This window comes from Ruegeria sp. BF7 (assembly GCF_056538605.1).
In genome coordinates, this window is record NZ_JBQFTM010000004.1 from 109529 (window position 1) to 123469 (window position 13941).

Consider the following 13941-nt stretch of genomic DNA (forward strand, 5'->3'; position numbering starts at 1 on the left):
CGTCAGCTCCGCTTCAGTTTCGGGTCCAGCGCGTCGCGCAGACCGTCGCCCATCAGGTTGATGGCGAGCACTGTGATCAGGATGGCGAGGCCGGGGAAGGTGACCACCCACCAGGCGCGCAGAATGAATTCACGCGCTTCGGCCAGCATGGTGCCCCATTCCGGTGTGGGCGGCTGCGCGCCCATGCCCAGAAAGCCAAGGGCGGCGGCGTCCAGAATGGCGGTTGAGAAGGACAAGGCCGCCTGTACGATGATTGGAGCCAGACAGTTGGGTAATACCGTCTTGAACATCAGCCGGGCCTTGCTTGCGCCTGCCACGCGGGCCGAGGTGACATAGTCTTTTTGCCGTTCCGACAGTACCGAAGCACGGGTCAGTCGCACGTAATGGGGCTGAAACACGATGGCGATGGCGATCATCGCATTGGTCAGCGACGGGCCGAGGATGGCCACCAGTACCAGCGCCAGCAGCAGTGACGGGAAGGACAGGATGATATCCATTACCCGCATGATCATTGTATCGACCCATTTCGGAGCGAAGCCGGACAGAAGCCCGATGATCACACCGCCTGTCACGGCCACACAGACCACAACGATGCCGACAAAGAAGGAATACCGCGAACCCATGATCAGGCGCGACAGCATATCCCGGCCGAGCGGATCGGTGCCTAGCGGGAAGGCCCAGCTGCCGCCCTCCTGCCACGCTGGGGGCTGCAGGATGTGATTGCGGAACTGCTCGGTCGGGTCATAGGGCGCCAACAGGGGCGCGAAGGCGGCACAGAAGACAAAGGCCAGGAAGACCCACAGCCCGAACACCGCACCGCGGTTTTCACTGAAGTAATACCAGAACTCACGCAGGGCGCTGGGGCGGTTTTCGGTTTTTGGCGCGTTTGCGGACAGTTCAGCCATCACCGCCTCCGGATTTTTGGGTTGATGATGCCATAGAGGACATCGACCAGCAGGTTCACCAGCATTACGATCACGGCGATCATCAGCAGGCCGCCCTGCACCACCGGGTAGTCACGGCGGAAAATGCTGTCGACCATCCACTTTCCGATGCCGGGCCAGCTAAAGATCGTCTCGGTCAGGATCGCGCCCGCCAGCAGGGTGCCGACGGACAGGCCAATCACCGTGATCACCGGGATCAGAGCGTTGCGCAGCGCATGCAATCCGTTGATCCGTGAAGGCGAAAGACCTTTGGCGCGGGCGGTGCGAATGTAGTCCTCGCCCAGCACCTCCAACATGGCCGAGCGTGTCTGACGGGCGATCACCGCAAGTGGGATGGTGCCCAGAACGATGGTCGGCAGGATCAGGTGTCGAACGGCCGATCCGAACGCCCCTGACTGACCTGACAAGAGGCTGTCGATCAGCATGAAACCAGTGACGCTTGGGAAGTAGTACAGCAGGTCGATCCTACCCGAGACAGGCGTCCAGCCCAGATTGCCTGAAAACACGATGATCAGAAGCAGCGCCCACCAGAAAATCGGCATCGAATATCCGACCAGCGCTGAGGACATCAGCGCCCGATCGAAGAATTTGCCCCGGTTCACGGCGGCGATCACGCCCGCTGGCAGACCCAGAGCCACCGCAAAGATCATTGCACAGATCGACAATTCCAATGTTGCGGGGAACAGGGCAAAGAACTCATCCCAGACCGGTTTCTTGGTCACAAAGCTTTCGCCCAGATCGCCGTGCATGACGCCGACCAGATAATCCCAGTATTGCTGCAGGACCGGTTTGTCGAAGCCCAGCTTCTCGACCATTTCCTGATAGCGTTCCTCGGTCATGCCGCGTTCGCCGGCCATGACGATGATGGGATCGCCCGGCAGGACCCGGATGAACATGAAGGAAATCAGCGTTACGCCCAGAAATGTCGGAACGAACATGCCAAGGCGTGTGAGTAAGTAGCCAAACATCAGCGACCTATGATTGTGAGATCTTTGGGAAAGCTGGTCAGAGACCGGCAGCCATCCTCGGTAACAAGCACGTCATCTTCTATGCGAATGCCGAAATTGTCCAGTTCATAAAGCCCCGGCTCATTGGTCCAGACCATCCCGGGCAAAATTTTCTGGTCATTTCCGCGCATGATATACGGCGCCTCGTGCACGTCGCGACCCAACCCGTGACCCGTCTTGGTGCGAATGCGGTCAGCATAGGGCGAGGCTTCAAGAACGCTGATCACCGCGTCGTCGATATCGTGGGCGGTGACGCCGGGGCGGCAGGCTTCGAATCCCGCAAGGTTGGCTCGCAGAACGGTGTCATAGACGTCCCTGCCCTCGTCCGAGACCTCTTCGACAAAAAAGGTGCGGGTGATGTCGGCGGCAAATCCATGTTTGCGGGCGCCAAAGTCAAACAGCAATGCGTCACCCGGCTTGATCTGGTAATCCGCGCGCGCCTTGCCGTGGGGCCGCGCTGAATTGTCCCCGGCCGCAACGATCGGCGCAAAGGCCAGCGAGGCCGCGCCTTCGGCAAACAGGGCCTGAACAAGGGCCTGCTCGATTTGAATTTCGGTCTGACCGACGCGCACATCCGCGATTACACGGGCCAATGCACGTTCCGAGATATCAATCGCCGCCTGCATTGCCGCCACGTCGTCTTCGGTCTTGCAGATCCGCAGACCCGAAATCTCACGCTCGGCATCGACAATCCACAGGTTCGGCAGAGCGTTGGTGAACGCCTTGGAGACAAAAACCCGCATCACTTGTCCTTCAACGGCCAGTGATGTCAGCGGCATTTGCTTGGCCAGCGCAGCAAACGCATCGTCATAGCCGGTCTGGTCGTACCAGTCGAAAACAGCGCCTTCGAATCCGACGAGTTCCCACGAGCCCAGCTCAAGATTGGGCACAACCGCGGCCGAAGCGCCTTCGGCCGGGATTACGACCACAAAGGGTCGCTCGTGGCTCATGAAAGGTTTTCCCAAAGCGCGGGTAAAATTCGGACCGGGCACAAGCGCCACGGCATCTACTGACAGGTCCTTTGCCAGTTGTCGGTACTCGGACAAATCCGGCATTGGCGCCGACCTCCAGAATAAAAGAAACCGGAGCCGCCGATTGGGCGGCTCCGGTCAGTGAGTGTGATTTACTCGACGCTTACACCATAGAAGATGTGGCCGCCCAGCGGGTGCACCTTGTAGCCTTGCACTTCGTTGCGCATCGGCATGAAGACAACCGAGTGTGCGATGGTCGCCCAAGGCGCCTGCTCCTTGAAGATCGCCTGGGCGTCCTCATAAAGCTTGGTACGCTCGGCCTGATCGGTGGTCTGCTTGGCCTGCAGGATCAGATCTTCAAACGGCTGGTGGCACCATTGTGCACGGTTCGACGCTTCGCGGCCGTCACAGCCCAGCAACACGGCCAGGAAGTTGTCTGGATCGCCGTTGTCACCGGTCCAGCCCAGCAGAACAGCGCCATCGCGGTTTAGCTCTTTCGAGCGCGACAGGTACTCACCCCATTCATAGGAGACGATTTCAACGTCCACGCCGACTTTGGCGAAATCTGCCTGGATCAGTTCAGCCATGCGGCGGGCGTTCGGGTTATACGGACGCTGTACCGGCATCGCCCAGACCTTCATCGACAGATCGGAAACACCTTCGGCCTCCAGCATCGCCTTGGCCGCTTCCGGATCATAGGCGTCGTCGGTGATCGCATCGTTATAGCCCCACATGGTCGGCGGGATCGGGTTTTTGGCAACCTGGCCCGAACCCTGGAACACGACGTCGATGATAGCGTTCTTGTCGATCGCCATGTTGAGCGCCTTGCGGACGTTCGGATTGTCGAACGGCTCCATCGTGGTGTTGTAAGCCAGGTATCCGACGTTCAGGCCCTCTTGCTCCATCATGTTGATGTCAGCGTCATCCTTCATCGCCTGAATGTCAGCGGGGTTCGGATAGGGCATGATATGGCATTCGCCGGCCTTCAGCTTTTGATAGCGCACCGAAGCGTCCGGAGTGATCGCAAAGATCAGGTTTTCAACGGCCGCCGGGTCTTTCCAGTAGTCAGCGTTCTGCGCATAGCGGATCACCGCGTCTTTCTGATAGGCCACGAACGAGAACGGACCGGTGCCGATCGGCGCGGTGTTCAGCTTTTCAGGCGTGCCCGCTTCCATCATCGCATCCGCGTATTCCGCAGACAGGATTGAGGCGAAGTCCATCGCCATGTTGGCGACAAAAGGTGCCTCGGGCTTGGTCAGGGTGAATTTCACGGTATAGTCGTCGACCTTCTCGATGGACTCGACCAGTTCCGGCATGCCCATGCCCTTGAAATATTCCCATGTACCGCCCGAGACCTGATTGTAGGGGTGGCCCTCGTCCTTCTGACGCATGAACGAGAAGATCACGTCATCGGCGTTGAAGTCACGGGTCGGGGCAAATTCATCGTTCGAATGGAACTTGACGCCTTGACGCAGCTTGAAGGTGTATTCCAGACCGTCATCGCTGGCCTCGACGCTTTCGGCCAGACCGGGGATCACGTTGGTCGTGCCGGTTTCGAACTCGAGCAAGCGGTTGTAGATTGGGTGCGACGAGGCATCAAAGGTCGTACCAGCGGTAAACAGCGCCGGGTCGAAGCCTTCGGGCGAGCCTTCCGAGCAATAGACCAGCGTATTCGCTTGTGCCGCGGCAGCCGACAGGGCGATCGCAGCAGTTGCGGCCATTAATTTCAGTTTCATGTGGGTCTCCCAGAAATAGTTTTTTTCAGACATTCGCGTTGCTCTTTGTGGCCAGAGCATTCTTGGACGACTCTGTTCGCCGCGAAATCTCTGCCCAATGTATCCAAAATACAAAATCCATTGTCAACTGACTTGCACGCGTAGCCGCGGCCAGTTGGCAAACCTGTAGGATACACCAACACGTTCGACCTTTTGGATCGGACGGGCAAGAGGATTTTATAATGGTATGGCCGCACTCTATTGCCGGAAAAAAGGAGCGTATGAGAGTCAGGTTTTGAAGTGCCAGTGTCCGTCTACCTTGGCGCTCGTACGACTTTTGGTTTGAGATCAGCCCGAAAAGGTTGGCGTGACACCGACCGGTGGTTTCTCATTGATAAAGTCGCCGATGCGGTCCAGTAGTGGTCGGCGCGGACAGCCGGGGCGTGTCACCGCCCCGAGGTTGCGCAGGTTGCCGGGCGCGTCAAACGGCACAAAGCACAGGGGCCACCCGTCGCGCCTGAACTGTTCGGCCGCCAGCGCCGAGACAATAGTGCAATCGTCCGAGTGGCAAATATGCCGACAGATCGTTTCGAACCGCAAGGCGCTCAGGTCGAACCGTTTGCTGACCCGGTGCGCGGGGTCCGATTTAGGCAGGCGGTTTTCCAGTTCATAGCCGAAGCTGTGCGGCAACCGGATAAAATCATGGGCAGGCACATCCCCGGGCGCGATGGACGGCAAATGGCACAGCGGGTGTCCTTCGCGGACGGCCAGAAACAGGGGCTCGGTCCAGATAGAGGTGAAATCAAGCGCTGCCTCGGTGTTAACCTTGGCTACCAGCGCCACATCAAGCGTGTGATCTTCGACCATTCGCAGCATGTTTTGCGGCAGGTCTTCAACCATCGTGACCCGCATGTTGGGAAACAGTGTGCTGAACAGCTCCGAGAAATACTGCGTTAGATATGGGGCCAGCGTCGGGGTCATACCCACTTTGAACGGAACGGCTTCGGGGTCACGGAACTGGGTCGCGGTATCCCGGATGTTTTGAGCGTCTTTCAGGATGCGTTCGGCGATTGCGATCACACGGGTGCCGCAGGCGGTCGGACGCACCTCGTGGTTGAGGCGCAGAAACAGGTCAGTTCCCAATTCCTTTTCAAGCTTTTTGACCTGATTGGACAATGCGGGTTGCGATACATTGCAGGCCACGGCTGCCTGGCTGAACTGGCCGTGTCTGGCGATGGCTAGGACATATTCCAAGTCTCTGAAGTTCATGACCGCAAACCAATTGCGTGCTTTCCAACCGCACGGGGGACGCTCTTTAGATACCTCAACACAGGCTTCGATGCAGGAAAACGGCATCACAATCACTGACAAAACCGTCACCCTGCGCCACTGAATAGTGCCGACTGAGTCCCGAGATACGTCTAACTTATTGAAATTACTTGTCACGCACCCACCGCACATCACGGCGGGCGTGACTATTTGCTTTGGTTATATGTCCAATTCGCAGGATGAATTTTAGAAGACCAACGGTGGCGACTACCCCTTTGCTACGTGGAACGCCCAGACCAGCGGGCGGGCCGCAAAATGCAAACCCATGATGGAGTCCCCCATGTTATCCCAATTCATTGAAGGCTTACGCGCCCGTCTCTTGACCACGTCTACCCTGGCGCAAGAGACATCCCGCGATGGCCAATCCCTGATCAACAACTTCTTTCAAAGCACCGTGGTCGATGACACTCCGGCTTTTGTTCTGGCAAACGACTTCTCGCGCCTGCTGAACTTTGGTGAAATCGTCACCAATAACGCGGTCGCGGCTGTTTTGGCGCAAGGTCAGGATGTCGATGTCTTCAACTTCCGCTCGGGCCGGATTGAGGCCAACAACGGACCCGATGCGCTGGCTACCGGAGTACAGGTCACCGGCAGCGCCTCGGTCCGCAACTTCGGTGAGATTGCGGGTGACTTCAACGGTGTGCAGTTCGCAGGTGCAGGCAGTTCGGGCAATCTCGATAACTTCCGCGGTGGCGTGATCAGTTCGGATAGCCGCGCGGTCGACATTCAGGGCCAAGGCATTGATGTGCGAAACTTTGGTGAAATCATCGGCACCGGCGATCAGCGCAACGGCACGATCTATACCAACAGCACCGCCGAAGATGTTTCGATCTCGAACTTCACGGGCGGCACCATTGATGCGGGTGAAGACAACCAGGGCGCCGGTATTTCGCTGCAGGTCGGCGATGAGGTCGGTGACCGCGTTGAAACCGATGTGTTCAACGGTTTTGGAGCAACCATTCAGGGCCGCGGTCAGGCTGCGTCGAACACCGCGCTGGCCGGTGATGGCATCCGCATCGACGATGGCGCTGAAGGCACGATTCTGGAAACCGAGATCGTCAACAGCGGCTTGATTTCAACCGAAAGCAATCAGGGCACCGCCGCCGGTATCCGCATCGCGGATGGTGCAAACACCGAAGGCGAAATCCTGAACACTTCGACCGGTGTGATCGAAGGTCCGCGCAACGGTCTGTATATCGGCAACGGCGAACATGATCTGCACGTCCTGAACTTTGGTACCATCCAGTCGGGCAGCCGGGCGGTGAATATCGATGGCTCGGGCGTTGTCCTGGTCAATGGCGGTGACATTCTGGGCATCGGTGATCAGCGCAACGGGACTGTCTATGCAGACGACACGGCGCGCAACTACTCGATCAACAACATTTCGACAGGCACGATCGATGCAGGCGAGCACAATAATGGTGCTGGTATCTCTCTGTCGCTGGCCGAAGGCGGTAATGGCGAGATCGAGATCACCAACGATGGCACCATCGCCGGGCGCGGAAACGCGGGCGCCGGTCTGGGCACGGCCGGAGACGGTCTCCGGTTGGAAGGAGCGCGTCAGGAAGGTGGCGGCTTTGGCCCGGCCCTGTTCACGGGAACCGTTACCAACACCGGCACCGTGTCCTCCGAAGGCGCGAATAACACCGTTGGTGCGTTCCGAGCTGTAAACGGCGTCGATTTTCAGGGCCAGTTGGTCAACGAGAAAACCGGCCTGTTCGCAGGTGTTCAGAACGGTGTGTATTTCGGCACCGGTGATCACGCAGGCGGGTCCTTCGTCAATCGCGGCACTGTGACCTCGGACAGCCGCGCGCTGAATATAGACGGTGACGGGCTTGAGGTTGTGAACGAAGGCGACATCCTCGGCACAGGTAATCAGCGCAATGGCACCGTCTATGCCGATGGCACCGCTGACAATTACAGCTTCACCAACACCGGCCTCGTCGATGCTGGCGAAGGCAACAATGGTTCGGCCGTCTCGCTGCAAACTGGCGACACCTCGGGTGATGTGGTTTCGGCAGTTGTCGTCAACGAAGGTACGCTGCAAGGGCGCGGCGACGCGGTCGAGGGCAATCAGGTCGGAGACGGTCTGCGCCTGTTCACCAGTCAGGACGATGCCTCGTTTGCAGGTGTGGTCGTCAACGAAGGATTGATCGCGGGTTCCGAAGACTCGGACACCGCCGCAGGTATTCGCGTGGATGGCGGTTTGAACCTTCTGGGCGCAATCCTGAACGAAGGTGAGATCCGCGGTACGGTCAACGCGATCGACGCATCGGACGCCGGCGAAGTGACCATCGTCAATGACGACGAAGGCGTGATCAACGGCAACGTTCTGTTGGGCGGCGGCGATGACATCTTTGTCGACCTGGGCGTCACAAATGGCGATATTGCCGGTGGCGCGGGGGATGACGTGCTGATCTCAGGCGATGCCGACAATGTTCTGACCGGTGGTTTGGGCAATGACTTCATCGACGGGGGCGACGGTATCGACACAGCCGATTTCTCGGATCTGGATGTTGCGGTCGAGGTCTCTCTGGACGCCAACGGCAACGGCACCGCAACCCGTGACACTGGTTTTACCGTTTCGGTCACCGATGCAGTTGTCGATGACCCCGACCAGTTCGGCTCGAACATCCCGGACCCGTCGTGGTTTGTTGAGGAAGCCATCCTGGGCAACTTGTATTACAACATCCATACCTCGGACTTTCCCGGTGGGGAAATCCGCGGACAGTTGCTGGTTGACAACGTTGTGACCGAGAACGGCATCCGGACAGTCACACTCAGCGGTGGTCTGGACGCGGCGCAAGAGCCGGGCCCGCTGTCGGACAGCGAAGCCACGGGTCAGGCTACGGTCGTCATCACTCAGAACCTGAACACGGGTGTTGTCACCTATTCCAGCGAACTGAGCGTTGTTGGTCTGAACGAAGCCGACCTGAATACGCCGATCCCGGGTGTTGTCTCGGCCATTCACCTGCACAATGCACCTGCCGGTCAAAATGGCGCGGTGGTGCAGGACACGCTGGTGGACGCAGGCGCCACACTGAATACCCAAGCCACAGGAGGCACCGGTGTCGTCGGCCAGGACGTCATCGACAATCAGATTGAAGTCGACGTTCTGCGCTCGATCGAGCGGGTTGTCGGTTCGGATGACAGCGACACGATCGATGTGTCCGGGTTTGACGGCGTGACAATTGACCTGGACCTGAGCGGTCCCGCGCCGAACCCGACCGGCAATGGCGATGAAGGCCCGCAGGACGGTGCCGTTATCGTCAACGGCCAGATCGTCGCCGAAGTCGATAATTTCGAAAACGTTGTCGGTTCCAGCGGGGATGACCTGATCCTGGGCAACAACGAGTTCAACGTGCTCGACGGCGGTGCTGGGAATGACGCCATCCACTCGTTTGGTGGGGCTGACGTCATTATCGGTGGCGAAGGCATCGACACAGCGTTGTTCAACGCAGGGCCAGGCGTTGCTCTGGACCTTGATGAAGAGGGCAACGGTGTCGCCACGGTCAACGCACCGGAAGGGGCCACCTTGGATCAGGTGTTTGGGTTCGAAAACATCAACGGGTCGAACAACGCGGGCAGCCCGAATGGCGGCAACGACATCCTGTCGGGTAACTCAGGGACCAACACGCTGAACGGTCAGGCCGGTGACGACGTGCTGAACGGTGAAGGTGGCGACGATATCCTGATCGGTGGCGCGGGACAGGACACGTTCGTCTTCGCGGGCATCTTCGGCGACGACGTCGTTCAGGACTTCGAGATTGGCATCGACCAGCTGCAATTCGGTGATTTCGGTCCTGACTTCGGCGGCAACGTCAACGTCGCTCAGGATGGCGAAGATGCGCTGATCACCTTTGGTGATGCGGGTTCGGTTCGTCTGGCCGGTGTCGACAGCGCCGACCTGAACGAAGACGACTTCGTCGCATAAGTGATCCCCTGCGGGGCGGCCTTTGGTCGCCCCGCCTGTCAATCCGGAAAGGGCCCAAGACATGTTCCAGAACGCCAATCCTGTCAAATCCGCCTGGGGGTCGCTGCGCAAAGGCTTTGTTGCGGTCGCGGTCTTCAGCCTGTTTCTGAACCTTTTGATGCTGGCCGGACCGCTGTACATGCTTCAGGTCTACGACCGCGTGCTAACCAGCCAGAACCCCGACACCCTGATTGCCCTATCGTTGCTGCTGGCCGGAGTTTTCGTCGTTATTGCCTGCCTTGACCTGATGCGAATGCGCATCCTTGGCCGTCTGGCCGCCCGGTTCGAGATGAGCGTGGGCGCGCCTGTCCTCGGTGCCGCCATGCGCCGCCGGGTACAGGGTGAAAGCGACACCGGTGAAAACCTGGTCGAGGACATAAACGGCTTTCGCGAGTTCATCGCGGGCAACACACTGACCGCGTTCTTCGATGCGCCTTGGGTACCGATTTACCTGTTGGTGCTGTTTGTTCTGCATCCGTTTCTGGGTCTTCTGGGTCTGGGCGGGGCTGTCAGCCTGACCATTATGGCACTGATAAACAACGCTCGCGCCCGTGGTCCGATGCAACAGGCGTCGCAGGCGCGCGGGCGTTCTGACGCGTTGTTTAAAACCAGCGACAACAATGCCGAGCTGGTTCACGCCCTGGGAATGAAAAAGGATCTGGTACGCCGCTGGACGGCGCTGCAGGCGGATGCGCATCAACACAAGACCCGCACCGCAGATCGAATCGCAAGCTTTTCGGTGATGTCCAAAACCATCCGCATGGGTCTGCAATCCGCGGCTCTGGGCCTTGGTGCCGCGCTGGCGATCACCGGAGAGTCCACGGCCGGTATAATGATCGCTGCAACCATTGTTCTCGCCCGCGCGTTGGCGCCAATTGATCAGTTGATCGGCCAGTGGCGCTCATTTTTGGCCGCGCGCGGCTCGTACAGCAAGATCAAGCAACTGACCGATGATTTTGCCGAGTTACCGCCCAACCTGCACCTGCCGCGTGCGTTCAATTCCCTGGACGTCCGTATCGCCCAGGCGGCCCCTCCGCGCGCACTGAATGCCACCATTCGTGGAATTGATTTCAATCTGGAAGCCGGCGATGTTCTGGCCGTGATCGGCCAAAGCGGGTCGGGCAAGACCACTTTGGGCAAGATGCTGGCCGGTATTTGGCATCCGCAACGGGGCGAGGTTCTTCTGGATGGCAGCCCGATGTCGAAATGGAACGCCGAGGATCTGGGCAAACAAATCGGGTATCTGCCTCAGGACGTAGACCTGTTCGACGGTACCATTCGCGAGAACATCGGTCGGTTCTCGACCACCATTGACGATACCGAGGTTCTGCGCGCGGCCCGAGAAGCCGGAGTGCATGAACTGATCAGTAGCCTGCCGGACGGGTACGAAACCCGGATTGGTCAGGGGTTCTTTTTGTCCGGTGGTCAGCGTCAGAGGCTGGCTCTGGCTCGCGCGCTGTATGGCGATCCGTTTGTTCTGGTTCTGGACGAACCGAATTCGGATCTGGATGCGGAGGGCGAGCAGGCCCTGCGCGATGCGTTGCTGGCTGTACAGGACCGGGGCGCGATTGCGATCGTCATGACCCATCGCCCGGCCACGTTGCAGGCGGCCAATAAGGTGCTGGTTCTGCGCAACGGTGGCCGGGCCCAGTTTGGCGACAAGCAGGACGTGTTGAAGGTGAACAGCCGCAATGTGCTGCAGAAACCCCCACGCCCGTCAAGCGAAACTCAGATCTCTGGAGCGGCCCTATGACAGACCTGATCAAATACGCATCTTCCGGCAATGCAGTTGGTTTCCACGAAACTCAGTTGAAAGAAATCACCGATACGTCATCCAGTATCGCGCGGTATGTACTGTTCGGGCTGTTCACACTGGCGGTATTCGTCGGTGGCAGTGTCTACTGGGCCTTCGCCTCGAATTTGGATGGGGCCGTGGTCGCACCCGCCGCTTTCGTGGTTGAGGGCGACCGCAAGACAGTCGAGCATCTGGATGGCGGCATTATCCAATCGATCCTGGTGGCGGACGGGCAGTTCGTCGAGGCAGGGCAACATCTGGTGCAGCTGGATAGTACCGAGATCAATGTTGAACTTAGCGTACAGGGTAGCCAGCTTGGCGAGTTATCTGTCCGCCGCGCGCGTCTGCTGGCGCAGATGAGTGGGCAGGCCCAGTTCGACGAAGTCACCGCGCTGGCCGGGTTCCGCACAGGGATGGACCGCTTGCAATGGTTGTCTCCCTACCTAACCCAGAAACAGCTGTTTGACGCCGAGGCGCGCGCCAGACGCACCGAGACACAGATCAACGCGCAGCGCATCACCGGGCTGCGCAATCAGATCACCGGCCTGGATGAGCAACGAAAGGCGACGCGAAACCAGATGGAGATCACGCGGACCGAGCTGACCAACCTGCAATCGTTGCTGGCCAAGGGGTTGGTGGCGGTCACGCGGGTCAGTGCGCGGCAGATCGAACTGGAACGGCTTGGCGGGGTAGATGCCTCGTTGCGCACCCAGATCGCGCAGGCCGAGGATCAGGTGCAGGAGTTGGAGCTGTCGCTGCTCAGCCAGCAAAAACTGCGCGACGAGGTCATCGCCGGGGAATTGGCCGTGGTTGAGGCGCAATTGGATCTGATCCGTCCTCAATTTGCGGGAACTCTGGCTCGGTTGAAGCGGACGCAGGTTCTGGCGCCTACCAGCGGCCGAGTCGTGAACCTTGGCGTTTCGACAGTAGGCGGAGTAATCCGCCCGGGTGAGCCGATCATGGATATAGTTCCCGCCGATCAGGTCCTGATCGTCGAGGCAAGGGTCAAGACTGGTGACATCGATAAGCTGCGGATTGGTCAGACCGCGCGCATCCGCCTGTCGGCCTTTGCGCAGGCGGACGTGCCTGAAGCCAGCGGTCGGATTTTCGATATCTCGGCCGATGCACTGGAAGATGAACGTACGGGCGAGCCTTACTACAAAGCACGGGTCAAGCTGGATGCCGAGCAGCCGCAGGACGTTGCCGCACTGGAACTGGTGCCCGGTATGCCTGCTGATCTGTTCGTTAATACCGGTGAGCGTGCGGTAATCAGCTATCTGTCGCAACCGATCAGTGACCGGTTGGCCAGAACGTTTATCGAATGAGTTGGACCATCTTTGCTTAGAAAATAGGCACAGGCATTCGGTTTGATGGAAAAATTGTCGGTACGGATTTACATCGCGTATCGGCAGACTTCTACTTCGAGGGCGATGAACGATGCAGCTGCCCTGCCCCTTCTGGTGTTTTCCGATCTGGACGGCACGCTATTGGACCACCACGACTACGGCTGGGAAGCCGCCAGACCGGGGCTTGCCCGCCTGAGGAAACTGGGCGCCGGGCTGGTTCTGGCCAGCAGCAAGACGGCTGCGGAAATCGGGCCTTTGCAGCAGGATATGGGCCTGACCCATATGCCCGCCATCGTCGAAAACGGGGCCGGGATACTTTGGCCCGGTGGAACCGACGAGGACACCGATTGCTATCTGCACCTTCGGTCCACGCTGAGGTCTCTGCCGTCGGGATTTGTCGGCTTTGGTGATCTGACCGATAAACAAGTGGCACGGAATACTGGTCTTGGCCTTGCGCAAGCCGTCCTAGCCAAGCGACGCAGGTTCAGTGAACCGGGGCTGTGGACCGGCTCAGAGGTTGATTTGAAAGAGTTCCTGTCGGCGGCCGCACGCGCCGGATTGCATGCCCGACAAGGAGGGCGGTTTCTGACCCTTTCTTTCGGCAAAACCAAAGCGGATGCGATGGCCGAAATTGTCATGCGGTTGCAGCCCCGGCAGACCATGGCACTGGGCGATGCACCCAACGACAGAGAGATGATCCGCGCAGCGGATCAGGGTGTGGTGATTGCCAATCCGGACGGCCTCTCGGTTCCCCTCTTCCCACCTGAAATTGAGGCGCGAATTCTCAGAACAACTCAAAGCGGGCCGCGCGGCTGGTCCAATGCGATACTGACGCTGACGGCAGGGCTCTGACCCAGAAAA

At 59.0% G+C, this 13941-nt stretch carries 9 protein-coding genes; 4 read left to right on the forward strand and 5 right to left on the reverse strand.

All coding sequences use genetic code 11. From position 1 onward, the window contains the following. Positions 1 to 2 precede the first annotated feature (2 nt). From ACR0IK_RS11270 to ACR0IK_RS11290, 5 genes are all read right to left on the reverse strand, one after another. Positions 3 to 905: an ABC transporter permease subunit gene (locus tag ACR0IK_RS11270; protein WP_480591099.1), complete on the reverse strand. Its 903-nt coding sequence runs from the start codon at positions 903 to 905 to the stop codon at positions 3 to 5. After that, on the reverse strand, positions 905 to 1912 hold the full coding sequence (locus ACR0IK_RS11275) for an ABC transporter permease subunit (protein WP_480591101.1): 1008 nt from the start codon (positions 1910 to 1912) through the stop codon (positions 905 to 907). Before ACR0IK_RS11275 ends, ACR0IK_RS11270 begins: the two co-directional genes overlap by 1 nt. Further along, positions 1912 to 3006 carry a M24 family metallopeptidase gene (locus ACR0IK_RS11280; RefSeq protein WP_480641558.1) on the reverse strand — a complete coding sequence of 365 codons (1095 nt, stop codon included), beginning with the start codon at positions 3004 to 3006 and terminating at the stop codon, positions 1912 to 1914. The genes ACR0IK_RS11275 and ACR0IK_RS11280 overlap by 1 nt, the downstream gene beginning before the upstream one ends. Positions 3007 to 3074: 68 nt before the next feature. Next, positions 3075 to 4658: an ABC transporter substrate-binding protein gene (locus ACR0IK_RS11285; protein ID WP_480591105.1), complete on the reverse strand. Its 1584-nt coding sequence runs from the start codon at positions 4656 to 4658 to the stop codon at positions 3075 to 3077. 327 nt (positions 4659 to 4985) lie between these two features. Continuing rightward, entirely contained in the window at positions 4986 to 5906 is a 921-nt protein-coding gene (locus ACR0IK_RS11290; protein ID WP_480641559.1) for a LysR family transcriptional regulator, read from the reverse strand. Between the two features lie 340 nt (positions 5907 to 6246). Between ACR0IK_RS11290 and ACR0IK_RS11295 the strand changes: the two genes are divergently transcribed. The 4 genes from ACR0IK_RS11295 to ACR0IK_RS11310 all read left to right on the forward strand — a co-directional run bounded on the left by ACR0IK_RS11295 (position 6247) and on the right by ACR0IK_RS11310 (position 13932). Further along, on the forward strand, positions 6247 to 9900 hold the full coding sequence (locus ACR0IK_RS11295; RefSeq protein WP_480641560.1) for a beta strand repeat-containing protein: 3654 nt from the start codon (positions 6247 to 6249) through the stop codon (positions 9898 to 9900). A gap of 61 nt (positions 9901 to 9961) precedes the next feature. Beyond that, a complete protein-coding gene (locus ACR0IK_RS11300) occupies positions 9962 to 11692 on the forward strand; it encodes a type I secretion system permease/ATPase (RefSeq protein WP_480641561.1) in 1731 nt (576 codons plus the stop codon). Then, positions 11689 to 13059: an HlyD family type I secretion periplasmic adaptor subunit gene (locus ACR0IK_RS11305; protein ID WP_480641562.1), complete on the forward strand. Its 1371-nt coding sequence runs from the start codon at positions 11689 to 11691 to the stop codon at positions 13057 to 13059. Before ACR0IK_RS11300 ends, ACR0IK_RS11305 begins: the two co-directional genes overlap by 4 nt. A gap of 105 nt (positions 13060 to 13164) precedes the next feature. Continuing rightward, the gene (locus ACR0IK_RS11310) at positions 13165 to 13932 is read left to right on the forward strand and encodes an HAD-IIB family hydrolase (protein ID WP_480641563.1); all 768 of its coding nucleotides are present in this window, start codon (positions 13165 to 13167) and stop codon (positions 13930 to 13932) included. Positions 13933 to 13941 lie beyond the last annotated feature (9 nt).